The organism is Flavobacterium reichenbachii (assembly GCF_002217435.1).
Classification (GTDB): domain Bacteria; phylum Bacteroidota; class Bacteroidia; order Flavobacteriales; family Flavobacteriaceae; genus Flavobacterium; species Flavobacterium reichenbachii.
Window position 1 is genome coordinate 175,907 of record NZ_MUHF01000016.1, and the last position, 25,663, is coordinate 201,569.

At 34.2% G+C, this 25,663-nt stretch carries 24 protein-coding genes; 17 read left to right on the plus strand and 7 right to left on the minus strand.

The features are described from left to right. Positions 1 to 32: 32 nt before the first annotated feature. The 4 genes from radA to panC all read right to left on the minus strand — a co-directional run bounded on the left by radA (position 33) and on the right by panC (position 3,993). Positions 33 to 1,394: a DNA repair protein RadA gene (radA, locus tag B0A68_RS13470; protein WP_035687499.1), complete on the minus strand. Its 1,362-nt coding sequence runs from the start codon at positions 1,392 to 1,394 to the stop codon at positions 33 to 35. Beyond that, on the minus strand, positions 1,394 to 2,548 hold the full coding sequence (locus B0A68_RS13475) for an alpha/beta hydrolase (RefSeq protein WP_035687502.1): 1,155 nt from the start codon (positions 2,546 to 2,548) through the stop codon (positions 1,394 to 1,396). The genes radA and B0A68_RS13475 overlap by 1 nt, the downstream gene beginning before the upstream one ends. Before the next feature lie 201 nt (positions 2,549 to 2,749). Next, a complete protein-coding gene (panD, locus tag B0A68_RS13480; protein ID WP_026727479.1) occupies positions 2,750 to 3,100 on the minus strand; it encodes an aspartate 1-decarboxylase in 351 nt (116 codons plus the stop codon). 14 nt (positions 3,101 to 3,114) lie between these two features. Next, on the minus strand, positions 3,115 to 3,993 hold the full coding sequence (gene panC, locus B0A68_RS13485; RefSeq protein ID WP_035687505.1) for a pantoate--beta-alanine ligase: 879 nt from the start codon (positions 3,991 to 3,993) through the stop codon (positions 3,115 to 3,117). A gap of 78 nt (positions 3,994 to 4,071) precedes the next feature. Here panC and B0A68_RS13490 point away from each other — a divergent pair, with 78 nt between their 5' ends. The 8 genes from B0A68_RS13490 (at position 4,072) to B0A68_RS13525 (ending at position 16,005) form a co-directional block, all read left to right on the plus strand. Then, positions 4,072 to 4,878 carry a glycogen/starch synthase gene (locus B0A68_RS13490; protein WP_035687508.1) on the plus strand — a complete coding sequence of 269 codons (807 nt, stop codon included), beginning with the start codon at positions 4,072 to 4,074 and terminating at the stop codon, positions 4,876 to 4,878. A 20-nt stretch (positions 4,879 to 4,898) separates the two neighbouring features. Next, positions 4,899 to 6,503 (plus strand): DUF4270 domain-containing protein, encoded by a 1,605-nt coding sequence (locus B0A68_RS13495; RefSeq protein WP_035687510.1) that lies wholly within the window; start codon positions 4,899 to 4,901, stop codon positions 6,501 to 6,503. Between the two features lie 9 nt (positions 6,504 to 6,512). Next, positions 6,513 to 8,363 carry a glutamine--fructose-6-phosphate transaminase (isomerizing) gene (gene glmS / locus B0A68_RS13500; RefSeq protein WP_035687512.1) on the plus strand — a complete coding sequence of 617 codons (1,851 nt, stop codon included), beginning with the start codon at positions 6,513 to 6,515 and terminating at the stop codon, positions 8,361 to 8,363. 364 nt (positions 8,364 to 8,727) lie between these two features. Further along, positions 8,728 to 11,538: a TonB-dependent receptor gene (locus tag B0A68_RS13505; protein ID WP_035687514.1), complete on the plus strand. Its 2,811-nt coding sequence runs from the start codon at positions 8,728 to 8,730 to the stop codon at positions 11,536 to 11,538. 86 nt (positions 11,539 to 11,624) lie between these two features. Continuing rightward, positions 11,625 to 13,094: an SGNH/GDSL hydrolase family protein gene (locus tag B0A68_RS13510; protein WP_035687517.1), complete on the plus strand. Its 1,470-nt coding sequence runs from the start codon at positions 11,625 to 11,627 to the stop codon at positions 13,092 to 13,094. 234 nt (positions 13,095 to 13,328) lie between these two features. Further along, complete coding sequence (gene atpD, locus B0A68_RS13515) at positions 13,329 to 14,840, plus strand: F0F1 ATP synthase subunit beta (RefSeq protein WP_035687520.1); 1,512 nt, start codon at positions 13,329 to 13,331, stop codon at positions 14,838 to 14,840. Between the two features lie 51 nt (positions 14,841 to 14,891). Next, entirely contained in the window at positions 14,892 to 15,173 is a 282-nt protein-coding gene (locus B0A68_RS13520) for a F0F1 ATP synthase subunit epsilon (RefSeq protein WP_035687521.1), read from the plus strand. A gap of 193 nt (positions 15,174 to 15,366) precedes the next feature. Continuing rightward, positions 15,367 to 16,005 (plus strand): NAD(P)-dependent oxidoreductase, encoded by a 639-nt coding sequence (locus B0A68_RS13525; RefSeq protein WP_035687522.1) that lies wholly within the window; start codon positions 15,367 to 15,369, stop codon positions 16,003 to 16,005. A 137-nt stretch (positions 16,006 to 16,142) separates the two neighbouring features. On the opposite strand, the gene B0A68_RS13530 is transcribed toward B0A68_RS13525, so the two are convergent. Further along, positions 16,143 to 16,352 (minus strand): helix-turn-helix domain-containing protein, encoded by a 210-nt coding sequence (locus B0A68_RS13530; protein ID WP_035687524.1) that lies wholly within the window; start codon positions 16,350 to 16,352, stop codon positions 16,143 to 16,145. A gap of 2 nt (positions 16,353 to 16,354) precedes the next feature. Continuing rightward, entirely contained in the window at positions 16,355 to 17,191 is an 837-nt protein-coding gene (locus tag B0A68_RS13535; RefSeq protein WP_035687525.1) for a DUF2975 domain-containing protein, read from the minus strand. Between the two features lie 184 nt (positions 17,192 to 17,375). Here B0A68_RS13535 and B0A68_RS13540 point away from each other — a divergent pair, with 184 nt between their 5' ends. The 9 genes from B0A68_RS13540 to B0A68_RS13580 all read left to right on the plus strand — a co-directional run bounded on the left by B0A68_RS13540 (position 17,376) and on the right by B0A68_RS13580 (position 24,688). After that, on the plus strand, positions 17,376 to 18,512 hold the full coding sequence (locus B0A68_RS13540; protein WP_035687529.1) for an aminotransferase class I/II-fold pyridoxal phosphate-dependent enzyme: 1,137 nt from the start codon (positions 17,376 to 17,378) through the stop codon (positions 18,510 to 18,512). A 210-nt stretch (positions 18,513 to 18,722) separates the two neighbouring features. Beyond that, positions 18,723 to 18,905: a hypothetical protein gene (locus tag B0A68_RS13545; RefSeq protein ID WP_035687532.1), complete on the plus strand. Its 183-nt coding sequence runs from the start codon at positions 18,723 to 18,725 to the stop codon at positions 18,903 to 18,905. 44 nt (positions 18,906 to 18,949) lie between these two features. Further along, on the plus strand, positions 18,950 to 19,144 hold the full coding sequence (locus tag B0A68_RS13550) for a hypothetical protein (protein ID WP_035687535.1): 195 nt from the start codon (positions 18,950 to 18,952) through the stop codon (positions 19,142 to 19,144). Positions 19,145 to 19,254: 110 nt separating this feature from the next. Further along, positions 19,255 to 20,112: a TraB/GumN family protein gene (locus B0A68_RS13555; protein WP_035687538.1), complete on the plus strand. Its 858-nt coding sequence runs from the start codon at positions 19,255 to 19,257 to the stop codon at positions 20,110 to 20,112. Positions 20,113 to 20,191: 79 nt separating this feature from the next. Beyond that, positions 20,192 to 20,623: an RNA polymerase sigma factor gene (locus B0A68_RS13560; protein WP_394332269.1), complete on the plus strand. Its 432-nt coding sequence runs from the start codon at positions 20,192 to 20,194 to the stop codon at positions 20,621 to 20,623. Next, positions 20,613 to 21,230, plus strand: a complete 618-nt coding sequence (locus B0A68_RS13565; protein ID WP_035687543.1) for a hypothetical protein — start codon at positions 20,613 to 20,615, stop codon at positions 21,228 to 21,230. The genes B0A68_RS13560 and B0A68_RS13565 overlap by 11 nt, the downstream gene beginning before the upstream one ends. Before the next feature lie 175 nt (positions 21,231 to 21,405). Beyond that, positions 21,406 to 22,023, plus strand: coding sequence for a dethiobiotin synthase (gene bioD / locus B0A68_RS13570; RefSeq protein WP_035687545.1), 618 nt, complete (start codon positions 21,406 to 21,408; stop codon positions 22,021 to 22,023). Between the two features lie 183 nt (positions 22,024 to 22,206). Continuing rightward, positions 22,207 to 23,478, plus strand: coding sequence for an adenosylmethionine--8-amino-7-oxononanoate transaminase (gene bioA, locus B0A68_RS13575; protein ID WP_035687547.1), 1,272 nt, complete (start codon positions 22,207 to 22,209; stop codon positions 23,476 to 23,478). A 43-nt stretch (positions 23,479 to 23,521) separates the two neighbouring features. After that, a complete protein-coding gene (locus tag B0A68_RS13580) occupies positions 23,522 to 24,688 on the plus strand; it encodes a beta-ketoacyl synthase N-terminal-like domain-containing protein (RefSeq protein ID WP_035688422.1) in 1,167 nt (388 codons plus the stop codon). 72 nt (positions 24,689 to 24,760) lie between these two features. Here the strand turns inward: B0A68_RS13580 and B0A68_RS13585 are convergent. Continuing rightward, positions 24,761 to 25,663 (minus strand): T9SS sorting signal type C domain-containing protein (locus B0A68_RS13585; protein ID WP_133072204.1); only part of this gene is annotated, 903 nt, incomplete at its 5' end.

The following is a 25,663-nucleotide window of genomic DNA, read 5'->3' on the forward strand; positions in this document are numbered from 1 at the left end:
TCGTGCTGATTTGTGAAAGCTGCAGTGAATAATCAACCAAAAAGAATACTGGCTACATCTTCAATTTTAGCAACAAGCTCAATCTTGATTCCGGTATTTTTTAAGGCAATTTTGTTGTACTTCGATACAAATATACTGGTGAAACCTAATTTTTCGGCTTCCTGAATACGCTGATCCACACGATTTACCGGACGAATTTCGCCGGAAAGCCCCACTTCTCCTGCAAAACAAAATCCTTTTGTAACTGGAATATCTTCATTTGATGATAAAATGGCGGCCACAACAGCCAAATCAATTGCAGGATCATCAACAGAAATACCTCCCGTAACGTTTAAGAATACGTCTTTGGCACCTAAACGAAATCCGGCTCTTTTCTCTAAAACAGCCAAAATCATGTTTAGTCTTTTTGCATTATAACCAGTTGTACTTCTTTGCGGAGTTCCGTAAACTGCGGTACTTACAAGCGATTGAATTTCGATCATCAACGGGCGCATGCCTTCCATGGTTGTTGCAATTGCAGTTCCCGACATTTCTTCGTCTTTGTGCGAAATCAATATTTCTGATGGATTGCTGACTTCGCGTAAACCGCTTCCCAACATTTCATAAATTCCGAGTTCGGCGGTAGAGCCAAAACGGTTTTTTAAAGATCTCAAAATTCGGTAAACGTGGTTTCGGTCGCCTTCAAACTGAAGAACGGTATCGACCATGTGTTCCAGAATTTTTGGTCCCGCTATATTTCCATCTTTGGTAATATGCCCAATCAAAATAACCGGAATATTGGTTTCTTTTGCAAATTTTATCAGTTCGGCAGTGGTTTCTCTAATTTGAGAAATACTTCCGGCTGTAGATTCGATATAATCTGTGTGCAAAGTCTGGATGGAATCTATAATTACAATTTCTGGCTGAATGGCTTCAATCTGCTTGAAAATATTCTGCGTTTTGGTTTCAGTCAGAATATAACAATTGTCGCTGTTTGGCGTGATTCTTTCGGCACGCATTTTAATCTGTTTCTGACTTTCTTCGCCAGAAACGTATAAAGTTTTATAAGGTAATTTTAAAGATATCTGAAGTAAAAGTGTACTTTTTCCGATTCCCGGTTCTCCTCCCAAAAGAGTTAGAGATCCAGGCACGATGCCCCCGCCCAAAACGCGATTTAGTTCGCCGTCGGTCGTGTCCATGCGTATTTCCAGAGCAGAATCGATTTCGTTAATTTTTAACGGTCTCGGCGCTTTGCTTGTAGAAGTGGGCTCACTTTTCCAAGCTGTTTTTTCCTGCTTCTGAATGATCTCTTCGGCAATAGTATTCCATTCTTTGCAGGCATTGCATTGTCCCTGCCATTTGGCATATTGGGTACCGCAGCTTTGGCAAAAAAAGGAAGTTTTAACTTTTGACATTATTTAGTTTTTTTGGCAAGTGTATTCATTTCGTCAATCTTCTCATACATCATATCTTTATTCAAATCGCCAATTGGTTCCATTTGCGATGCATTTTGATATTTTTTTGAAGCATGTTTTGGATCACCCATTTTTTCGTACATCAAACCTAATTCGTATTCGCCCAACATTGCTTTTGGATAATATGTATTTCCTATTTCGGCCATTCTTCCTAGTTCATCGTAAGCATTTCTTTTTAAAATAACATTTTCAATTACTTTAAAATCACTCATTCTAACAGGAATCTGAACTCCCAGAATTTCTGACATTGCTAGGTATTTTTTCTCCAAATAATCTGCATATCCAGTTTGAAGAACGGCAATTTTATCGTTGTATTCTGTAGAATTTATAGGTCTGTAAACTTCAAATATAGAATATAATGCACTCGGAATTGAATGTAAAACTTCTGTATAGTGAGTCGTACCTTTAAATACATCATATTTATAACTTACTAACGGATTATTTGCGATTTTAATATTGCTGTCTAATTTTTCAATCGGTTCTTTAATCTTTTTGATGTCACCATCTGCAACTGAAAGATAGAAAGATAATGGTTTTTTGGTTTTTGCAAATTTTTCGGGAATACGAACTTCCATTTTTGGAGCAAGTTCCGGGCTAAGGCAAATATACGCGTTGAAAAGCGGTTCTTCTTTGTAAAGGTAAAAATTGATAAAACTTGCTGTTATATCATGACCTGCAATAAGTCTGAAAGGAGAAGTTCGGTATTTTTTTTCGATATAAGGAACAAGTTCTGCACCGATAAATTCAAAAAACTCAGCACCTTTTTCAAAAGGCAGTCCGGTGTTTTGGTCAATTGTGGTATCGTCATAACGTTCTCCGTCTTTATTTTGATGAATTCCAATAATAATCATTTCAGGAAGATCATCCCAATAGGTTCCGTATGAAACTGCTCCAGAGAAGGCGTCAAAAAGGTAATCACCGTCTAATAAATAAAGTACAGGGTATTTTTTGTCTTTGTTTGCTTCATAAGATGCAGGAAGTCCGATTGTTATTCTGCGCTCTACACCGAGTTTTACAGATTTAATATTGTCGAAAGTTTTCTGTGCAAATGAAGAAATAGAAATTAAGAGAAACAGTAGGTAAACTTTTTTCATGATTTGTGGCATTTCAGTGAATTAAAAAAGTATTTTAAAATAGGGAGCAATATAGTATTTTATTTGCTTTTTTGTTAGACTGGGATTTTAAAAAAGCAATGACGTTATTTGCCTAAATCAGTTGTATTTAGGCAAAAGAGGGATTCTTTGTTCAAAAATAATTTGACAAATAAGTAGGAAAAAGAGAAATAAAAGGAAAACTTAGGTTAGCGAGTTATCATTTTCATTAGGGAAAATAATCCAGGGTTTGAAGGTTTTGGCTTCTTCAAATTCCAGTGTTGCATAAGAAATGATAATAATAATATCATCCTTTTGAACTTTCCTTGCTGCAGGTCCGTTCAGTGTAATTTCGCCTGAATTTTTTTCACCTTTAATAGCGTAAGTTTCAAAACGTTCGCCATTATTAATGTTTACAATAGATACTTTTTCACCTTCAATAATATTTGAAGCTTCCAGTAAAGTTTCATCAATAGTAATACTGCCAATGTAATTTAAATCGGCACCTGTTACTTTAACACGATGAATTTTAGATTTTATAACTTGAATTTGCATGCTGCAAAGGTAAATTAATTTAATGAAATGGTGTCAATCAGTCTTATAGAATTAACAAATACTGCTATAAACGCACGGTATTTTTTGTCTTTACTTTTATGATCGATAGATAATAATGTGGATTCGTCAGCAATAACAAAATATTCAAGTTCAAATCGTTCGTTATCCTTAAACGCATTTTCTACAAAATCTATAGTTTCTTGCGGACTGCTGTTTTGAAATATTTCTTTTGCTTCGGTCAAAACTTTATAGATTATTGCGGCTTCTTTTCGTTCTTCTGCAGTTAGTCTTTCGTTGCGGGAACTCATTGCCAAAAGATTTTCTTCTCTAAAAATTGGACAACCCATAACGTTTACCGGAATGTTATTTTTTTCTACAAGTTTTTTTACAATTTGCAACTGCTGAAAATCTTTTTCTCCAAAATAAGCATTTGTGGGAGTTACAATTTCAAACAAGCGTTTTACTATAGTTCCAACACCATTAAAATGACCTGGTCTGAATTTTCCTTCCATTTGATTTTCCAATCCATCAAAGTCAAAATTTTGCGAAACAGTATTTCCTTCGTAAATATCTTCGACAGAAGGTGCATATAAAATGATTTTATCACTTAATGTACGCATTTTCTTAACATCTTCTTCGAGTGTTCTCGGGTATTTTGCTAAATCTTCTGAGTTGTTAAATTGTGTAGGATTTACGAAAATACTCACAACAGTGTCGTCGTTTTCTTTTAGCGATCGTTGCATTAAAGCAAGATGGCCTTGGTGTAAAGCGCCCATAGTTGGTACAAATCCGATAGTGGAATTTGCAGTTTTGATAGTTTTCAAATATGCTATCAAAGCCACTTTACCGTAGAAAATATGCATGGGAGTATTATTAAAATTTAGTGCAAACATAATATATTAGTTATAAACTGCATAAAATTTTGTAATTTTGCGACGTTTTTATTACCAAAAATTAAGTAAAATACTATTATGAAAGATAAGAGGATATTATACGTATCATCTGAAGTCGTGCCTTATTTGGCTGAAAATGAGGTTTCTTTAATGTCTTATGACGTTCCAAAAATGATTAACGATCAAGGAGGTCAGATAAGAATTTTCATGCCAAGATATGGAAATATAAACGAAAGAAGACACCAATTGCATGAAGTGATTAGACTTTCTGGAATGAATTTGGTAGTGAATGATTTAGATATGCCGTTGATTATCAAGGTAGCTTCAATTCCGAAAGAAAGAATTCAAGTTTATTTTATTGATAATGATGAGTATTTTAAACGTAAAGCAACTTTTGCTGACGAAGAAGGAGTTTTGTATCCTGATAACGATGAGCGCGCCATATTTTTTGCAAAAGGAGTTGTTGAAACGGTAAAAAAATTAAATTGGGTTCCGGATATCATTCACGTTCACGGATGGCTGGCTGCAATGCTTCCAATTTACATGAAACATTACTATAAAAACGAAGCTTTATTTTCTGAAACTAAAATTGTAACCTCTGTTTACGGTCAGTCTTTTGATGAAAATTTAGATTTGGAAATGATCAATAAAGTAAAATTTGATGGTGTTCCGCACGAATCAGTTGCTGATTTAGAAATACCAAATTACGAGAATATATTAAAAGCCAGCATTTTACATTCAGATGCTGTCATTATCGCTTCAGAAAACGTTTCTCCAAGTTTAACAAAATTTATAGAATCTTCAGGAAAACCTTTTTTACCTTTCGCCACGAAAGATGCATTCGCTGAGGCGTATACAAATTTCTATAAAACGATGGGTCTTTAAATTTAACATTATTATTAAACATGTACAATACTTCTTTTATTAAGAAAATTCTTTTAGCTTTAACTGTTGTCCTTTTATATTCTTGTGATAAAGATTTTAATGCAATTGGTGATGATTTGATCGGTGACGATCACTTTGGACTTCAATCTGAAAAATATGATGTTTTAGCTTATAACCAAGAAGTAACTCCAATTCAGTCCAATGCATTGACAAATAATGCGCTGGGTATTTATGATAATCCGGTTTTTGGTACAACTACGGCAAATTTTGCTACACAGTTAACTCTTGCAGAATATTCGCCTACAATTGGAGAATCTCCAGAAGTAGAGAGTGTTGTTTTAAGTATACCTTATTTCTATCATTCAGTTAGTGTAGATGCTTTAACAGGAAGTACAACCTATGCATTAGATTCTATTTTTGACCCCTCTGTTGGTAAAGTTGGTAAACTTAAATTGAGTGTTTATGAATCTGGCATGCAGATGCGCAGTTCTTATTTTAATAATAATTCGCAGCAGGCTCAATTGTATTACACAGATGAAAACGCTGCTTTTGATGCTGTTAAAGTAGGAGCGCCTTTAAATGACACACTAGTTGATAAACAGAATAAATTGTTCCTTTTTGATAACAGCGAAATCGTTACTAAAACAAAAGATGCTAATGGTGTTGAGACGACTACAAGAACGGCTCCAGAAATGCATTTAAATTTAAATAGGCAACTTTTTGAAGATAAAATTTTAAAAGCTCCTACTTCAAAACTTTCCTCTGCAGATGTTTTTCAGGAATATTTTAGAGGTTTGTATTTTAAAGTAGAAAGGGCAGATGGACATCCTGCTAATATGGCAATAATGAATTTTGCTGCAGGTAAAATCACTATTAAATACAAAGCCAAAACAGCCGTAACCACAGATGGAGAAACAAAAGAAAGAAAGACATTGGTTCTTAATTTTACAGGTGGTACAGGTGCTGTAAGCACAGCAAATTTTCTTGAAGATGTAAAGCAAGCTACTTATGATGCTGCAATTAAATCGCCAAATGCAACCGAAGGAGATGAAAAACTTTATCTAAAAGGAGGGCAAGGTTCATTGGCTATTATAAGCCTTGATAATTTTGTTTCTAAACTAGATGAAATTAGAGCTAATAAATGGCTTGTAAATGAAGCTAATTTGACTTTTCATATTGATGCCGCGTCGATGGCTGGTGCAAAAGAACCCAAAAGAGTTTATCTGTACGATTTGACAAACAATGTTCCTCTTACGGATTATAATGATGGAACGACCAGCAGTATTTCAAATGATCCAAAAGATGTAAAATACATTTTTGGGGGAATTATTGCTCTTGACAACAATAAAAGAGGTACTACTTATAAAATTAGGATAACGAATCATATTCGTAATCTTATAAAAGATAAAACAGCCCAAAATGTAAAATTAGGGTTAGTTGTTTCAGAAAGCGTAAGTATTGTAGCTTCAAATGCATTAAAGCTAAAAAATACTAATATTTCAGAAGCACCGAGAGCTTCAGTTATGAATCCACTGGGTACAATATTATATGGATCAAAAGCTTCGGCTAATGTTCCGGAAGATAAAAGGCTGCGACTTGAGGTTTACTACACGAAACCAAATTAATTAATATATATGTGTGGAATTGTTGGATATATCGGTCATAGAGAGGCGTATCCTATTGTTATCAAAGGATTAAAGCGACTCGAATACAGAGGGTATGATAGTGCTGGTGTAATGTTGTATGATGACCAGGATGGTATTAAACTTTGTAAAACAAAAGGTAAAGTTTCCGATCTTGAAGCGAAAGCAAAAGAGGATTTTACAATAAACGGAACGATTGGAATTGGGCATACACGCTGGGCAACGCATGGTGTTCCTAATGATGTAAACTCTCATCCTCATGTTTCTAATTCTGGAGAATTAGTAATTATTCATAACGGAATTATTGAGAATTACGCTCCGCTTAAAGAAGAATTAATAAAAAGAGGATATACTTTTAAATCTGATACTGATACCGAAGTTTTAGTAAACTTAATTGAAGAAGTTCAGAAAAAAGAAGGTATAAAACTTGGAAAAGCAGTTCAAGTTGCTTTAAATCAAGTAGTAGGAGCGTATGCGATTGCGGTTTTTGATAAAAAGAATCCAAACGAAATTGTGGCTGCGAGATTAGGAAGTCCGTTGGCGATTGGAGTTGGAGAAGGAGAGTTTTTTATCGCTTCTGATGCTTCGCCTTTTATAGAATATACTTCAAATGCGATTTATCTTGAAGATGGCGAAATGGCAAATATCAGACTGCATAAGCCTCTTAAAGTTAGAAAAATAAAAGATGACTCATTAGTTGATCCTTATATTCAAGAACTTCAGATGAATTTGGAGCAGATTGAAAAAGGCGGTTACGACCATTTCATGCTAAAAGAAATCTACGAACAGCCAAGTGTAATCAAAGATACTTACAGAGGAAGACTTCATGCAAATGAAGGTATCGTTCAGATGGCGGGTGTTGAAGATAATCTTGAAAAATTCTTAAACGCTAAGCGAATTTTAGTTGTTGCCTGCGGTACTTCATGGCATGCCGGCTTAGTTGCGGAGTATATTTTTGAAGAATTTACCCGTATTCCGGTTGAAGTAGAATATGCTTCTGAATTTAGATACAGAAACCCAATCATAAATAAAGATGACATTGTAATTGCAATTTCTCAATCTGGAGAAACAGCAGATACTATGGCAGCTATTAAATTAGCAAAAGAAAATGGTGCTTTCGTATTTGGAGTTTGTAATGTTGTAGGTTCGTCTATTTCAAGAGAAAGCCATGCAGGTGCATACACACACGCTGGGCCGGAAATTGGAGTAGCTTCTACAAAAGCTTTTACAACTCAAATTACAGTTTTAACCATGATCGCATTGCGATTAGGAAAAGCAAAAGGAACCTTATCAAATTCTGATTTTCATGCTTATTTGCAAGAATTAGAATTGATTCCTGAAAAAGTTGCTGAAGCATTAGAAACAAATGATCGTGCAAAAGAAATTGCTGCAGCTTTTAAAGATGCGCCAAACTGTCTTTATTTAGGCCGTGGATACAATTTCCCGGTTGCACTTGAAGGAGCTTTAAAGCTTAAAGAAATTTCATATATTCATGCTGAAGGTTATCCTGCAGCCGAAATGAAACATGGTCCAATTGCTTTAATCGACGAGCATATGCCTGTTATAGTAATTGCGCCTAAACAAGGTCATTATGATAAAATTGTAAGTAACATTCAAGAAATAAAATCTAGAAGCGGTAAAATTATCGCAGTTGTTACAAAAGGAGATACACAAGTTCGTGAATTGGCAGATTATGTAATCGAAATTCCTGAAACTTCAGATGCTTTATCACCGCTTATTACGACAATTCCGTTGCAACTGCTTTCTTACTATATTGCAGTTATGAGAGGTTGTAATGTTGACCAGCCGCGTAATTTGGCGAAGTCTGTTACTGTGGAGTAAAGTTTTAAAATATATTAGAATTTTTAAAAAGCGAGATATTTTATATCTCGCTTTTTTTATTGCCTGATTTTTTGTTACATGTTAAAAACAAAGATTTTTAGCTGGATTTTTTTTATTATCAAATTATTTTTACAAACTGGTAATTTTTATTAAATGTTTAAAAATATTCTTAAAAATTATATGTATGCATAGTATTTTATTCGTTAGTAGCTTTAAATTTGATTTTATTCAAATAAAAGTAGTTGTAGAATAGTTAATTTTTTATTATTATTAATAGTAAATATTAAATTATTTTAACGTTTTTTTATTAATATCAAAAATATTTGTATTTTGGCTATATAAACTAACTAAAAAACAAATCCAAATGAGAATCTATGTGCTAATTATGTTGTTTTTCAGCGGAATGTCCTTTGCGCAGAATACAATTACTGGTTCAGTTACAGATGGTAACAAGCAATCAATTCCTGGTGCCAATATTAATGTTGTTGGAAGTACCACTGGCACTTCTACCGATTTTGATGGTACATTTAAATTAAGTACTTCGGCTAAGCTGCCAATTACGATTAAAATATCGGCTGTCGGTTTTGAATCCAAAACGGTCAGTGTTACATCGTTCAGCCAAAAAGTAGATGTGGTTTTAAAAGATGAAGAAACCAAATTGGATGAAATAGTTGTTTCGGCTTCAAGAACTCCCGAAAGAGTAATTGAATCTCCTGTTACAATTGAAAGAATGGGTATCCAAGAAATTAAAAACACAACAGCAGCAACTTTCTATGATGGTTTAGAAAACTTAAAAGAAGTAAATTTTAATACAAGCAGTATTTCTTTTAAGTCTGTAAACACAAGAGGTTTTGCTACAGTTGCAAATACCCGTTTTATGCAATTAGTAGATGGAATGGACAACTCATCACCGGCTTTAAACTTTGTGCTGGGAAATTTAATTGGAATTTCTGACATCGATGTGGCAAGTGTTGAACTTTTGCCGGGAGCGTCTTCTGCTCTTTATGGTGCGAATGCTTTCAACGGAATTATGTTTATGAATAGTAAAAGTCCGTTTACGAATGAAGGAATCAGTGTTTATTATAAATACGGACAAACAACTCAAAAAGCGTCCGGAACAAATGATTATAATGATTTCGGAATTAGAGCAGCAAAAGCATTTACCAAGCATTTTGCAATGAAAGCCAATTTTACTTACATGGAAGCATCTGAATGGATTGCTGCAGATACTAGAAGTATGACTGGCGGCTCTATCGGACATGCAATGAATCAAAATTACGATGGATTGAATATTTATGGTGACGAGGTTACAACTTCTATTCCGAATGTCGGGCAAGTGAGCAGAACTGGATATCGCGAACAAGATCTGACTGATAATAAGGTTAAAAGCATGAAAGCTGATTTTGGTATGCATTTTAAACCTTGGGCAGATGATACTGAGATTATATTGCAGTATAAAATAGGTACAGGAAGTACTATTTATCAAGGTGCCAATAGATATGCTCTAAAAGATTTTCTTATGCAGCAAGGTAAATTTGAAGTAAAAGGGAAAAACTTTTTTGCAAGAGTTTATTTTACAAGCGAGGATGCCGGGAATTCTTATGATATGAGATTTGCAGGCTGGAATGTTAATAGAATGGCTAAATCAGATAAAAATTGGTTTACAGATTATGGAACAGCTTTTCAGTTGTCTTCTGCAGTTCTTGGTTTGAATGCAAACGACGCTGCGGTTTATGCCAGAAACTTTGCAGATTATAACATTTCGCCAAATTTACCTTTGGTTCCAAATACTGATCCTTTAAATCCAAGTGCTCCAAGATCTGCAAGATTTGAGCCAGGTTCTGCACAATTCAACAGTGCTCTTAAAGCAGTTACAAGTAATCCTGATTTAACTCAGGGAGCTAAATTTATTGATCATTCAAAATTGTATCATTCAGATGTAAACTATAATTTTAGAGATCTGATTAAATTTGCAGAAATTCAGGTTGGTGGTTCCTGGAGAAAATATGTAATGGATTCTGAAGGAACGATCTTTACAGATTATGATGGTCCAATTGAATATAAAGAATATGGTGCTTATGCACAATTGCAAAAAAAATTCCTGGATGACAGATTAAAATTTACAGGATCTTTACGTTATGACAAAAGTCAAAACTTTGACGGTAATCTTTCTCCAAGAGTTTCATTTGTATATTCTGCAGGGGAATCTAAAAGACATAATTTTAGAGTTTCCTACCAAACAGGATTTCGTAATCCAACTACGCAAGATCAATACATTGGTTTAGATTTAGGACCATTTGCATTAATTGGATCTGCTGCAGAAAATTTAGATCGTTTTCAGGAAACTGTAGTAGTGAGTGCTTCCGGACAAGCAATTGCGGGACAGCCGGCCACCATAGGAATGTCTGGTCGTGATGCTTATGAGAATGCTTACACTGTAGCTTCTGTTCAGGCATTTGCATTGTCTGCAAACCCTAATGATCTTAAGCTTGCAAATGTAAGATTAGTAAAACCAGAGCAAGTACAGGCTTTTGAAGCAGGATATCGTACAGTTGTTCAGAATGATTTGTCAATAGATATTAATGGGTATTATAATCTTTATAATGACTTCATGAATACTTCCAGAGTTATTTCTCCATATTATGGTACAGCTGGAACAGATCCTACTAATGTAGAAGTGCAGAGAAGTTATCAGGCATTAGCATTTGGAGACAGAAGAGTTTATCAGGTTTATACAAATACTACAGCAAAAATTTCTTCTTTAGGCTTTGGAGTAGGTTTGTCTAAAAAAGTATATAAAGACTTTGAATTAGGTGCAAACTATAACTATTCTCAGTTTGATTTTGATCAGTCTGATGATCCAAGTTTCGTAGCTGGATTTAATACACCAAAACATAGAATTAAAGCTTCGCTTGGTAATTCAAAAGTTACTAAAAATTTAGGATTTAATGTTAATGTAAGATGGAATACAGAATATTTATGGCAGTCTTCTTTTGGAGATGGAATGATTCCGGAAAATACAGTTCTTGATGCTCAGATTAATTATGGAATACCAAAACTGAAATCAGTTATTAAAGTTGGAGCAACAAATCTTTTTGGTTCAGATTATCTTCAGGTAATTGGGGCTGGAGCAGTGGGGAAAATGGTTTTTGCTTCCTGGACAATTAATCCTTAATTAGTAATAATTAATAAAATTTGTCTTTCTCTTAGTTGTTTTTTTTAAGAATAATGAAAGAGCTAATAATTTAAAAAGTCTATAACATGAAAAAAAATATAAAATGGCTGTTATTGGTTTCTTTAACCATGATAGCGTGCAACAATGATGATAGTGATAATACCCCGGCAGAAGTTCCTGTGACTCCTGGGTCTGCGGTGTTTACAAAATATGTATCCCTGGGAGATTCTTTTGCAGCTGGATATAGTGACAATGCTCTTTTTAAAAGAGGACAGGAAGGGGCTTATGTAAATATTTTGGCACAGCAGTTTGTTGCTGCTGGAGGAGGTACTTTTACTACGCCGCTTATGAATGATAATATCGGTGGTTTGTTGTTGGGAGGAAATGTAATAGCTGGAACCCGCTTGTATTTTAATGGTTCTGCTCCAGTAAATGTGACTGGAAAACCAACCACAGAAGTTACAAGTCATCTAACAGGTACGTTTAATAACTTAGGCGTTCCGGGTGCAAAAAGTTTTCATTTAGTTGCTGCCGGTTACGGTAATGTGGCTGGTGTGGCTTCTGGTGCGGCAAATCCTTATTTTGCGAGATTTGCAAGTTCATCTTCTACAACTGTTTTGGCTGATGCCGTGGCTCAGAATCCCACTTTTTTCTCTCTGTTTATTGGGGGTAATGATGTTTTGAGTTATGCAATTTCCGGAGGAGTTGGAAAAGATCAAACGGGTAATTTTAATCCGCAAACTTACGGCGGCAATGATATTACAGACCCTACAGTATTTAAAAATGTATATACCAGCTTGGTTACCGCTTTAACTGCCAAAGGTGCAAAAGGAGTAGTAGCTAATCTTCCATATATTACGAGTTTGCCTTATTTTATCACGGTTCCTTACAATCCGGCGCCGCTTACTGCGACTTTGGCAGGACAGTTAAATGCAGGTTACGCAACTTATAATGGAGGTTTGCAGCAAATGGTAACTAACAAATTACTTTCTGCTGATGAAGCCGCAAGGAGAAAAATTACTTTTGCAGCAGGTAATAATGCAGTCGTAGTAGTAGACAGCTATCTAACAGATCTTTCTGCTTATGGACTTCCGTCTTACAGACAAGCGACAAAAGAAGATTTAATTGTGCTTTCTGCAAGAACATTTATTGGGACAACTGTTGGAGGAGATGCTACAAAAGTAAACGGACTTTCAGTTCCGTTGGCAGATAGCTGGGTGCTTACTAAAGATGAAGTAGCAGAAGTAAAGAAAGCTACAGATGCTTACAATGTAGCTATTAAAGCAATTGCAGACGAAAAAGGGCTTGCTTTTGTAGATACAAGAACCGTATTAACCCAATTGTCAAGTGGCGGAATTAAATTTGGAAACTTTAGTTTGACATCTTCGTATGTTACCGGAGGAGCTTTCTCTTTAGATGGAATTCACCCGAGTGCAAGAGGATATGGTTTAATCGCAAATATATTTGTAGATGCAATCAATGTTAAGTTTGGAGCTACACTGCGTCATGTTGATTTGTCAACGTACCCAATTCAATATCCGGCTACATTACAATAAAATCGCAATTTTTAATAATAAAGTCACACGTTTTTAGAGCGTTGTGACTTTTTTTTATTTTAACGAAAAAATGCTGTTTTTGTTATTTGAGGCTCTACTTTTAGGAATCAAACAAAATCATGCTATTTTTTATGAAAAAAAAATTGATTTTATATTTTAAAAAATTATCTTTGCGCTCTGAAAAAAGAGGTATTTTCGATAAACCTAAATAGCTATTTAATAAACACATAAGTAATGTCAAAAGTAATAGGAAAAGTTGCTCAAATCATTGGACCAGTAGTAGACGTAGTTTTCAACGGTAAAGATGTTGAACTTCCAAAAATTTATGATTCATTAGAAATCACAAAAAAAGATGGAACTTTATTAGTTCTAGAAGTACAATCTCACATTGGTGAAAACACTGTGCGTACCATTTCTATGGACTCAACAGATGGTTTGTCAAGAGGATATGAAGTAGTTGGAACTGGTAATCCAATCCAAATGCCAATCGGTCCAGATGTATATGGAAGATTATTTAATGTTGTTGGAGATGCCATTGACGGTTTAGGTGAATTGCCAAAAACTGGAGAAAATGGTTTACCTATTCACAGACCAGCTCCTAAATTTGAAGATTTATCAACTTCATCAGAAGTTTTATTCACAGGTATTAAAGTAATCGATTTGATCGAGCCTTACGCAAAAGGAGGTAAAATTGGATTGTTTGGTGGTGCAGGTGTTGGTAAAACAGTATTGATTCAGGAGTTGATCAACAATATCGCAAAAGGTCACGGTGGACTTTCAGTATTCGCAGGAGTAGGAGAAAGAACACGTGAAGGAAATGACTTGCTTCGTGAGATGTTAGAGTCAGGAATTATTAAATACGGTGATGATTTCATGCACTCTATGGAAAATGGAGGATGGGATTTATCTAAAGTAGATATGCCAGGAATGAGAGAGTCTAAAGCTACTTTCGTTTTCGGACAAATGAATGAGCCTCCTGGAGCTCGTGCTCGTGTAGCACTTTCAGGATTATCTATCGCTGAATATTTCCGTGATGGAGCTGGAACTGATCAAGGTAAAGATGTATTGTTCTTCGTTGACAATATCTTCCGTTTTACTCAAGCAGGTTCTGAAGTATCGGCACTTTTAGGTCGTATGCCTTCTGCAGTAGGATACCAACCAACTCTAGCAACAGAGATGGGAGCTATGCAAGAGCGTATTACATCTACAAACAAAGGATCTATTACATCTGTACAAGCGGTTTACGTTCCTGCGGATGACTTAACTGACCCGGCGCCGGCTACAACTTTCGCCCACTTAGATGCAACAACTGTATTGTCTCGTAAAATTGCTGAGCTTGGTATTTATCCAGCGGTTGACCCGTTAGATTCTACTTCAAGAATTTTAACTCCTCAAATTTTAGGAAATGAGCACTACGACTGTGCACAAAGAGTAAAAGAGATTCTTCAAAAATACAAACAATTACAAGATATTATCGCAATTCTTGGTATGGAAGAATTATCAGAAGAAGATAAACTTTCTGTATCTAGAGCGCGTCGTGTACAACGTTTCTTGTCTCAGCCATTCCACGTAGCAGAGCAATTTACTGGTATTCCTGGAGTATTAGTAGATATTAAAGATACTATCAAAGGATTCAACATGATTATCGATGGTGAGTTAGATCATCTTCCAGAAGCAGCTTTCAACTTGAAAGGTTCTATTCAGGATGCAATCGAAGCTGGAGAAAAAATGTTGGCTGAAGCATAATTCAATTGATAATTATCAATTGACAATTATCAATTATCAATTATTAAAATTATGATTTTAGAAATAGTATCACCAGAAGCAAAATTATTTTCAGGAGAAGTAACATCAGTTACATTACCTGGAGTTGATGGAAGCTTTCAAATATTGAATCATCACGCTCCTATTGTTTCTATTCTAGAAAAAGGAACTATTAAAATTGCAGCTTCAAACTTCAATTTTTCTAAAGAGGCAGCGAGTAAATTCACGAGAGTAAATGACCAGACTTATACATTAGAAATTACGTCAGGTACTATCGAAATGAAAGACAATAAAATTATTGTTTTAGTTGACTAAGACAATTTTTAAATAAATTAAAAAGCCGAACAGTAATGTTCGGCTTTTTTGTTTGATATAATTCTTCTATATTTGAAGTATTAAAATCTCTTTATAAAATATTGATTCGATAAAAGCTCAGTAAGCTTTTATTATCTCGCTTTATCGGCTTGATAAAGTGTAAAATATTTATGTCAAATTTTATAAAGAATATATGAAAAATATAAATAAGGTTGCCGTTTTAGGCGGTGGCGGAAGAACTGGAAATTATCTTGTAAACCAGTTATTAAAAGAAGGATTTACTATTAAACTTTTACTTAGAAATCTGCAGAATTTCTCCATTCAAAGTTCACAAATCAAAATTATCAAAGGCGATGCGCTTGATCTCGAAGCTATAAAATTATTACTTCAGGATTGTGATGCTGTAATTACAACAATCGGACAGCGAAAAGACGAACCTCTTGTGGCGAGTTTGGCAACAAATAACATTTTGCAGATCATGAATGATTACGGAATTAAACGTTATGTTTTATTAGCAGGATTGAATATCGATACTCCATTTGATAAAAAAAGTACCAAAACCCAAATGGCTACGGAATGGATGAAATCTAATTTTCCGGTTATTCAGGAAGACCGACAAAAAGCGTATGATTTATTGGAAGCAAGTAACATAAATTGGACACAAGTTCGGGTTCCGTTTATTGAGTTTACAGATGTTAGTTCTGAATTAGGAGTAAGTCTTGAGGACTGTTTGGGCGATAAAATCAGTGCATATGATATTGCAAGTTTTATGATTAGGGAAATGGCTGAATCAAAATTTAGCAGACAATCACCTTTTATAAGTGCAGTTTAAAAATTATTGTATTAGTTCACTGAGACAATTTTTAAATAAATTAAAAAGCCGAACAGTAATGTTCGGCTTTTATGATTTCGTTGCTTTTAGTTTAAAAATACTTCTTATATAAAATAGAGCTGTAGTGTAGATGAGAATTATTCTTCCTTTACAAATTCCATAATATCTCCTGGCTGACATTCAAGAATTTCGCAGATAAGTTCTAAAGTTGAAAACCGGATTGCCTTTGCTTTTCCTGTTTTCAAAATAGAAAGATTTGCTGTAGTAATGCCAATTCGTTCTGCTAATTCGTTCGAACGCATTTTTCTTTTCGCAAGCATTACATCAAGATTTACGATGATTGGCATAATTATATTGTTAATTCATTTTCGTTTTGAAGGTCATATCCATAGCTTAATAATTTTGCTAAAACTACCAAACACAATCCCATAAAAAGCGTTTGCCAGTTATATTCAACATAAGTACTGAGATTCATAAACTGAAATTTTGAGTTTTCAACTGTTGGAATATAATGATAATAATTTATAGTTGATAAATATTGCGTTGTTATAATGCTAATTGTCATGTTTATAATTTGAAATGATACCAACGAATATCCTATATTTCTAATTCTTTTATTCAGTAATTGATCAAATGCAAAGTCAGTTCTTAACTGTTTAAACAATCTCATAAGCTGATAGCTGACAAATAATCCTAAAACCAATGATAGATAGTTTTTTACTAATAAAGCACCTTTTAAAAAGTAATTTTTGGGATTAACTATAACACTTAAATCCGAAAAGTTATTCTGTGGTTCTACATTGTTAAATTCCTTTTTGGTATTAAAATCGTGATCACTAATACTATAAACGTCAAAATTATTGATTTGATAAGTTTTGTTTATTTTTTTATCGTTTTTTATTTCACTAAAATCTTTATCGAATTCTTTATCCCCGGTTTTTAATATGGATCCAGCTGTTCTTGCTTCTTTATTGTTGTAAAAAATTAGTGTGTCCGGAATATTCAATTGAATGTGAGTATTTATTTGATATCCCTTAGAATGATGACTATTAGAATTGTAGCTTCCTAAACTGCCATCTGGAATGCATTCAAAAATTAGGGCAAATAATAAGAAAAGTTGAAAAGCGCGAAAACTTAATCGCGAGATAATATAAAGTACGGTAACTAATCTGTTGTTGTTTTTCATAACTCTTTAGATTTTTATTCGGCGTAAATATATTAAAATTATCGATAAACAATAATAAAAAATCAATAAACAATAATTTATTTGGTTAGTAGAATTCGTAGTTCTATTCTTTAGAATGTAGTAGGCGTAGTTCTGTTTAGTAAAATAGTATTACATCCCTTTATTTTTTTTTAACTTTGTTTTTATGAAATTACCAGAAAATCTAAATCAGAAACTTGAAGCTCGAAGACATAATAATTCATTAAGACAATTGCCAAGTTTTAATAATCTGGTTGATTTTTCTTCGAATGATTATATTGGCTTTTCAAAATCGGAAACTATCTTTAAACAGTCGCATCATTATTTGATCGAAAATGATATTATCCAGAACGGGGCAACAGGCTCGAGATTAATTTCTGGAAATCATTCTCTTTATCAAATTGCAGAATCGTTTATCGCGGTATTTCATGAGGCAGAATCTGCTTTAATTTTTAATTCGGGTTACGATGCCAATGTTGGTTTTTTTAGCGCTGTACCGCAAAGAAATGATGTTATTTTATATGATGAGTTAAGTCATGCCTCAATTCGTGACGGCATTTCAATGTCAAATGCTAAATCTTATAAATTCAGCCATAATGATTTTGAAGATTTAGAGCGCCTGATTTTAAAATTCCCTGATACAAATATTTACATTGTTACTGAAACTGTTTTTTCTATGGATGGAGATAGTCCAAATTTAGAAGAACTTGTGGTACTTTCTGAAAAGTACAATTGTTATCTGGTTGTTGATGAAGCGCATACTTTGGGTGTTTTTGGCGAAATGGGCGAAGGACTAATGCAGTATCTGCAATTGCACAACCGCATTTTTGCTCGAATTATGACTTTTGGAAAAGGTTTAGGATGTCATGGCGCAGCTGTTTTAGGAAGTCTTGAACTCAAAGAATATTTAGTAAACTTTGCCCGAAGTTTTATTTATACTACCGGACTTTCTCCACATTCTGTGTCTACAATTTTGACAGCTTACCAGCAATTAGAAATTGAAAAAGAATCGATTGACAAACTCCGTCAGAATATCGTTTTCTTTAATCAGCAGAAAAACTTATTAGGCTTAAAGCCAATGTTTGTTAGAAGTAAATCTTCGATTCAGTCTGCTATTATTCCCGGAAATCAAAATGCTAAAAATTTAGCTCAGGAACTTCAGGATAAAGGTTTTGATATAAAAGCTATATTGTCACCGACTGTTCCAGAAGGACAGGAACGACTTCGTTTTTGCATTCACAGCTATAATTCTGAAGAAGAAATTATTCAGGTTTTAGAATTATTACGAGATTTTTTGTTTTAAGTTATTTCACAGAGATACACAAAGTAACACAAAGACACACAAAGAAAATTTTGTGAATCTTTGTGTTTTTTCTTTGTGTATTTCTGCGGAATGAAAAAAATAACTGTTGTAATCTCCTGTATTTACTGGGTTTTAAAAAAAAGTTTAAATTTTTTTGTAACGTTTTGATTGTTTGGTCACTTACGAGTCGTAATCAAAAAATGAAATGTTATGAAATCAAAATCAACTTCGTCAAAAGAAAATTTTTCAAAAAGTATTCTATATGCTTCAATAGGATTTTTAGTAGGTTTAGTAAGTTACTTTTTAATAAAAATTATCGGTATTATTATCGCTGTCTGTTTAGTAATAGGAGTAGCAGCTTCTTTGCAGAGAAATAAACACACTAAATACTAAAATACGTTTCAATCATCAATCAAATTAAATAAACCAAAATAATTATGAAAACTACATCAACATCAATAGGCGAAAAAATATTCAATTTCTTGTTTGTTCAATTAGCTTCTGCAGGACTAGCATATTCTCTTGTAAACCAATTTATTTTAGACAAACCAAATAAAGATCTACTTCTGATTATGCTTTGTTTGTTTTTTGCTTCTTTGGCTTTTTCGCAGCGAAAAAAATACAGCAAATAATAAGAGGCTTTTTTAAATCATCAATCAAATCAATCAAATCAAATCAAATCAATCAAATCAAATCAATCAAATCAAATCAATCAAAATCATCAATCAAAATCAATCAACAAATGAAAAATTTATTTACATCAGCAATCGCAGTAATTGTATTAGTTTTTAACGGAACGGCTCAAGCACAAACAAAATCGCCAAAACTTGAAAATTCTCTTTTGTGGGAAGTTTCTGGAAACGGATTAACAAAACCTTCTTATGTTTATGGAACAATTCATGGAATTTGTCCATCAGATTATTTTATGGCAGAGAAAACGAAGAGCGCATTCCAGAAGTCAGACAAGTTAATACTGGAGGTTAATATATCAGATCCTAATGAACTTGCAGAAGCTCAAAAAGCCGGTATGGGTTCAGAACCGTTAAGCAAGAAATTAACACCCGAGCAATTGTCAAAAGTAGATGCTATTTTACAAAAGAATACAGGTATTAAAGTTAAACAATTGGATAGCTTTACATTGGCGGCAATTATGGGTTTTATTTCTATAAAAACTTTTGATTGTGAAACTTTAAAATCATATGAATCTGATTTTATAGATTTAGCTAAAAAAGAAAATAAAACTATTGAAGGTTTAGAAACAGTAAAAGTGCAGTCAAGCATGCTGGCAAATGCTTATACAGATTCTGAATTGATTGAAACTGTTGAAAGTTTTAGCAAAGCAGAAACGAAGAAGATGGTTGAGGATTATAAATCTGAAAATGTAATGAATCTTTATAATGCTAATGAGAATATAATGAGCAAAAACGCCAAAAAATGGATACTTGACGATAGAAATAAAAATTGGATTCAAAAAATGCCTGGAATGATGAAAAAAGAAAGTTTATTTGTAGCAGTGGGTTCAGGACATTTGGCTGGTGATGAAGGAGTGATTAATTTGTTAAGAAAAGCAGGATATAGTGTAAAACCAGTAACGAATTAGAACTATTTTGAAAGAGAAAGAACAAGAGTTTTTAAATCGGATAGAAAGTCACAAAGGGATTCTGTACAAAGTCTCTAAGATGTACATGGACAACTATGACGATCAGCAGGATTTGTTTCAGGAAATTGTCTGCCAGCTTTGGAAATCGTATGACACTTTTAGAAATGAAAGCCAGTTTTCTACCTGGATGTATCGGGTAGCGGTAAATACCGCTATCGTTTTCCTCAGGAAAGAAAAGCGAAAGGTTGACAAATATGAAATTGCTTCGGAAAATATTAAAGACGATGAAGGCGATTCGCATATAAAAGAAAACCAGCTGGATCATTTTTATAAAGCAGTGCAAAAACTCGAGAAGATTGATAAAGCCATTATTTTTTATCAATTGGAAGGTTTCTCTCATAAAGAAATAGGAGAAAATCTCGGGATCTCTGAAGGAAATGCCCGAGTAAAATTAAACAGAGCAAAAGAAAAATTAAAAGAAATAATTAAAAATCAAGGATATGGATTTTAACGATATACAAAACGCATGGAATAACGAAAAGACTGAAAATATCGTTCTTCCAAATAATTTAGAAAAAATACAATCGGTGAATATGCCTTTGGATAAAATTAGAAAAAATTTGAAAAAAGAATTGATCGTTCAGGTAATTTCGTTGATTTTAGTCCCGATAATTCCGTTATTTATCGATTTGAAATATAGTTTTTTTCTTGCCTACTATTTGCTGTATGCAGTTTCAATAATAATCTCAATTGCATTTGCAATAAGATTATATATCTATTATAAAAATTTTGCAAATGTTGCGACATCAACTAAAGATAATTTATACGAAATATACTATAATATAAGATTGTTTATTGAGACCTATAAATCTGCTAGTTATACCTTTTTTCCTTTTGGATTGTTTTATATGTTTTTATTGCCTTTAGGTAAAAAATCAGGAAAACTATTAAATCTTATTTCAAATACAAATCAAGAATATGTGTTAGTAATAGTTATTTTGATTGTATTTGTATTTGTCATTTTGATGTGGTTTATGACTGAAGGACATACAAAATTATTTTACGGAAAATATGCCAAAGAAATCAGAAAAGTAATCGACGAACTAAAAGAAGAATAAAACAGAACCCATCGTAATTGATGGGTTTGTTGTTTTTATTGGTATTTTTGCAACGAATATTATTTCGCAGAGGTTCGCAAAGATACAAAGCAACACAAAGAATAAATAATTTTGCGAATCTCTGCGTTTTCTCCGTGAATCCTCTGCGAAATAATATTCTTGAGAAACAGAAACTATGAAAATATTTATTACAGGAATTTCTACTGATGTTGGTAAAACGGTAGCTTCGACAATTGTGGTTGAAGCTTTAGAAGCTGACTATTGGAAACCAATACAAGCGGGAGATTTAGATCTTAGCGATACTCACAAAGTAAAGTCTAAAATTTCCAATTCAAAATCTCAATTTTTCCCAAACGCGTATGAATTAAATACGCCTGCAAGTCCGCATTTGGCTGCAGAAATTGACGGAATTTCAATTGATTTAAAAGAAATTCAGGAACCCAAAACAGAAAATCATTTGGTTATTGAAGGCGCTGGAGGCATTTTTGTTCCGTTAAACGAGAAAGATACAATTGTAGATTTGATTCAGCCTGATTATAAAATAATTGTGGTTTCAAGACATTATTTAGGAAGTATTAATCATACGTTGCTGACCATTGAAGCGATTCAGCATAGAGGTTTTCAAGTAGCGGGAATTATCTTTAGCGGAAGCGAAAACAAATCGACTGAAAGCTTGATTCTGAATAAAACCGGAATAAAATGCATAGGAAGAATTGATGAAGAACCGTATTTTGATCAGAATGTAATTAAAGAATACGCCGATTTGTTTCGAGAAAACCTTCTTGGGTTATGAAAATGTAGAGGCAAGAGTCAAGAAGAAAGAGGATTGAACTCACTAATTGTTGGTAAAAAATAGAGTAAAGAAACGATAGAATAGAGGTGGGAATTGAGGGTAAGCAAATAGACTTTCTTATCTTTGCGGAAACTATAGCGTCTTTCTTCTTACATCTTGACTCTATAATCTATTCTCTAAAAAATGACATTAACAGAAAAAGACAGCCAATATCTTTGGCATCCTTATACCCAGCATAAAACTTCTCAGACCCCAATTGCAATTTCCAGAGGAGAAGGCGCATTACTTTGGGATGAAAACAATAAAGAATATATAGATGCAATTGCCTCTTGGTGGGTAAATCCGTTTGGGCATAGCAATAAATTTATTGCCGATGCGATTTACAAGCAGCTAACCACTTTAGAACATGTTTTGTTTGGAGGTTTTACGCATGAGCCAGCGATTAAAGTGGCCGAAAAACTAATGGAAATCCTGCCTAAGAATCAGCAGAAAATCTTCTTTTCTGATAATGGTTCTACCGCTGTTGAAGTAGCAATTAAAGTGGCATTGCAGTATTTCTTCAATAAAAATGAAAAACGAACTACGATAATAGCCTTTGAAAATGCTTTTCACGGAGACACTTTTGCTGCAATGGCGGCAAGCGGAATTTCATTTTATACGCAAGCTTTTCAAGGAATGTTTATAGATGTTGTCCGAATTCCGGTTCCGATAAAAGGGCAGGAGCAGACCAGCTTTGACGCTTTAGAAAATGTGATTAAAAATTATAATTGCGCCGGATTTATCTTTGAACCTTTGGTGCAAGGTGCAGCGGGAATGGTGATGTATGAACCAGAATCTTTAGCAAAATTGATTCAAATTTGTAAAGACAACAAAGTGTTGACAATTGCCGACGAAGTGATGACAGGTTTTGGCAAAACAGGAAAAACCTTTGCAATGGATTATGTAGAGGCTGATCCGGATATGATTTGTTTGTCTAAAGCCTTGACGGGAGGAACAATTCCGATGGCTATTACAACTTTTACACAAGAAGTTTTTGATGCTTTTTATGATGATGATATCAATAAAGCATTATTTCACGGACACACTTTTACTGCAAATCCAACGGGTTGTGCTGCGGCTTTGGCAAGTGTCGAGTTACTGCAGACCCAAGAAATGCAGGATAATATTGAAAGAATTAATAAAAGCCATTTAACATTTCAAAAGAAAATTGAAAAGCACTCAAAAGTAATAACCGCAAGAACATTAGGGGTTATTTTTGCTGTAGAAATCAAATCGGATTCAGAAGAAAGTTATTATGGCTCGATGCGGACAAAATTGTATAATTTCTTTATTGAAAAAGGAGTTGTTTTAAGGCCTGTTGGAAACATTGTTTATATCCTGCCGCCTTACATTATGACAGAGGAACAGCTTCAGAAAGTATATTCGATTATTGAAGAAGCAATAGAAATGGTTTAATTATAATAGAAACTTGCAAATTTTGCAGTTAAAAGAAAAAACATTGAATAATAAGATCTCAATAACAGCCTTTTCTTCTATTTCTCCTTTAGGAAATAGTGCAGAAGAGGTGTGGAAAAATTATCTGGATAATGAACATTGTTTCTCAAAACAATTTCTAGATCAGCAGGAAACCTTTGTCGCAGCACTCGGAGCCGAATCTAAAAAGATCGTTGCTGAAGTCCGTGAATCGGACATTAAATATAAATTTTTAGATAATTCTGTTTTGTTTGCTTTAGCAGCTTCGCGAAAAGCAGTCGAGCAGGCGGGATGGAGCAAAAGTGATGTTTTCGGAATTAATATAGGTTCATCACGCGGTGCTACAGATTTGTTCGAAAAACATTATAAAGAATATTTAGATACTGGTAAAGCACAGACTCTGGCTTCTCCAACTACCACTTTAGGCAATATTTCTTCTTGGATTGCACATGATTTACAAAGTGTGGGTCCGGAAATTTCGCATTCGATAACCTGTTCAACCGCTCTGCATGCATTATTAAATGGGGTTGCGTGGTTAAAATCAGGAATGTCTGATAAGTTTTTGATTGGAGGAAGTGAAGCGCCTTTGACCGATTTTACAATTGCGCAGATGCGGGCTTTAAAAATCTATTCCCGAATTAATAAGGAAGATGAAGCCTGGCCAAACCTGGCTTTTGATTTTGAGAAAACACAAAACACGATGGTTTTGGGAGAAGGTGCAGGAATATGCTGTTTAGAATCTGGTGAAAAAGAAAATGCTATTGCCTATGTAACAGGAGTTGGTTTTGCAACCGAAATTCTGGAACATAATATCTCAATTTCTGCTGAGGCAGATTGTTTTCAGAAATCAATGAAAATGGCATTGCAAGATGTTGATCTCAATTCTGTTGATGCAATAGTAATGCATGCACCGGGAACTATAAAAGGAGATTTGACCGAGTTGAGAGCTATTGAAAAAGTATTCGGATCTCAACTGCCTTTGTTAACCACAAATAAATGGAAAATAGGACATACTTTTGGTGCATCTGGAATGTTGAGTTTAGAATTGGCACTTTTGATGTTACAACACGATAAATTTATTGAAGTGCCTTTTGCAAAAGAAAAACAGCAAACGAGACCCCTTAAAAAAATATTAATTAATGCAGTTGGTTTTGGCGGAAATGCTGTAAGTATTTTAATTGAGAAACCTTAAGTTTTAAGATTTATAAAAAAAGTCCATTTGCTGTAAAACAAATGGACTTTTTTTTATAAGATAATTTCCTTCTTAATGAAAAATAATTTTTCTGGAAGCTGTAAAATCATTTTCAAGATTGATTTTCACGATCAGCACCTGATTTCCAGCCTGCAGGTTTGAGATCTGCAGTTCCGGAGTTCCGACTTTTTTACTGCTGTGGATCAATTTTCCTGAGATATCATAAACCGTTACTTCTTTTATGTTTTCCTTAGAAGAAGTGATCTTAACTGTTTTGTCTTTTACCGAAACCAAAAGACCGTCTTTCAGGTTCTCAAAGTCATCGTTTCCTAGTGTTTTATTAACATAGCTTAAAACAAAACGGCTTGTAAAGGTTCCCACTTCTGTGGTAAAAGTATAATTACCCGCGGTCAGGTCCTGAATTTTTCCGGTTGTTTTATCCTCAAGATAAACAGCCTGAGCGCCGAACAATCCCTCTGCAGTGTCTATGGCGATGGTAAAATCTCCGGCAGCGGTTGTTTTATATCCAAGGGGAATTACCTCTTTCTCATCAAAAGGCATTGCACGCCCTTGAATGGTCAGTTTTTTGCTTTCGCTGATGGTGTAAAAGTCAACATACGAATTACCGCTGATTGTGGCCGCGTCGTAATTGGTGTCCCAGCTGTTTGTTGCTCCTTCAAAATATCCGAGAAGCAGCTGTTTGAAAGCGCCTTCGGTATTGGTAAAATTCAGCCAGATACGATTCTTATCGGCGTTATCTGTTTTGTAAAACTGTGTATTATTGGCGTCGATACGCTGTTCGTTAGTAAAAACTACAGCCGCAGCGCTGTTTGGTTTGGCAAAAAAGGACTGTCCTGCTCCAATATATCCAGAAGGTCTTGCACCGCCTGAAGGCGCCGCAATAGTTCCTCCCGATAAATTATAAACCGCATAATCACTCGATGAATAAGTTCCCCCGGTGCCGGTTGGAGAGGT

Coding starts and splice junctions, on each gene's coding strand:
- B0A68_RS13505 (WP_035687514.1), top strand. CDS start 8,728: ATGAGAATCTATGTGCTAATTATGTTGTTTTTCAGCGGAATGTCCTTT.
- B0A68_RS13520 (WP_035687521.1), top strand. CDS start 14,892: ATGATTTTAGAAATAGTATCACCAGAAGCAAAATTATTTTCAGGAGAA.
- panC (WP_035687505.1), bottom strand. CDS start 3,993: ATGTTTGCACTAAATTTTAATAATACTCCCATGCATATTTTCTACGGT.
- B0A68_RS13540 (WP_035687529.1), top strand. CDS start 17,376: ATGAAATTACCAGAAAATCTAAATCAGAAACTTGAAGCTCGAAGACAT.
- B0A68_RS13535 (WP_035687525.1), bottom strand. CDS start 17,191: ATGAAAAACAACAACAGATTAGTTACCGTACTTTATATTATCTCGCGA.
- glmS (WP_035687512.1), top strand. CDS start 6,513: ATGTGTGGAATTGTTGGATATATCGGTCATAGAGAGGCGTATCCTATT.
- B0A68_RS13510 (WP_035687517.1), top strand. CDS start 11,625: ATGAAAAAAAATATAAAATGGCTGTTATTGGTTTCTTTAACCATGATA.
- bioA (WP_035687547.1), top strand. CDS start 22,207: ATGACATTAACAGAAAAAGACAGCCAATATCTTTGGCATCCTTATACC.
- B0A68_RS13560 (WP_394332269.1), top strand. CDS start 20,192: ATGTACATGGACAACTATGACGATCAGCAGGATTTGTTTCAGGAAATT.
- panD (WP_026727479.1), bottom strand. CDS start 3,100: ATGCAAATTCAAGTTATAAAATCTAAAATTCATCGTGTTAAAGTAACA.
- atpD (WP_035687520.1), top strand. CDS start 13,329: ATGTCAAAAGTAATAGGAAAAGTTGCTCAAATCATTGGACCAGTAGTA.
- B0A68_RS13550 (WP_035687535.1), top strand. CDS start 18,950: ATGAAAACTACATCAACATCAATAGGCGAAAAAATATTCAATTTCTTG.
- B0A68_RS13530 (WP_035687524.1), bottom strand. CDS start 16,352: ATGCCAATCATCGTAAATCTTGATGTAATGCTTGCGAAAAGAAAAATG.
- B0A68_RS13525 (WP_035687522.1), top strand. CDS start 15,367: ATGAAAAATATAAATAAGGTTGCCGTTTTAGGCGGTGGCGGAAGAACT.
- B0A68_RS13555 (WP_035687538.1), top strand. CDS start 19,255: ATGAAAAATTTATTTACATCAGCAATCGCAGTAATTGTATTAGTTTTT.
- B0A68_RS13475 (WP_035687502.1), bottom strand. CDS start 2,548: ATGAAAAAAGTTTACCTACTGTTTCTCTTAATTTCTATTTCTTCATTT.
- bioD (WP_035687545.1), top strand. CDS start 21,406: ATGAAAATATTTATTACAGGAATTTCTACTGATGTTGGTAAAACGGTA.
- radA (WP_035687499.1), bottom strand. CDS start 1,394: ATGTCAAAAGTTAAAACTTCCTTTTTTTGCCAAAGCTGCGGTACCCAA.
- B0A68_RS13495 (WP_035687510.1), top strand. CDS start 4,899: ATGTACAATACTTCTTTTATTAAGAAAATTCTTTTAGCTTTAACTGTT.
- B0A68_RS13545 (WP_035687532.1), top strand. CDS start 18,723: ATGAAATCAAAATCAACTTCGTCAAAAGAAAATTTTTCAAAAAGTATT.
- B0A68_RS13490 (WP_035687508.1), top strand. CDS start 4,072: ATGAAAGATAAGAGGATATTATACGTATCATCTGAAGTCGTGCCTTAT.
- B0A68_RS13565 (WP_035687543.1), top strand. CDS start 20,613: ATGGATTTTAACGATATACAAAACGCATGGAATAACGAAAAGACTGAA.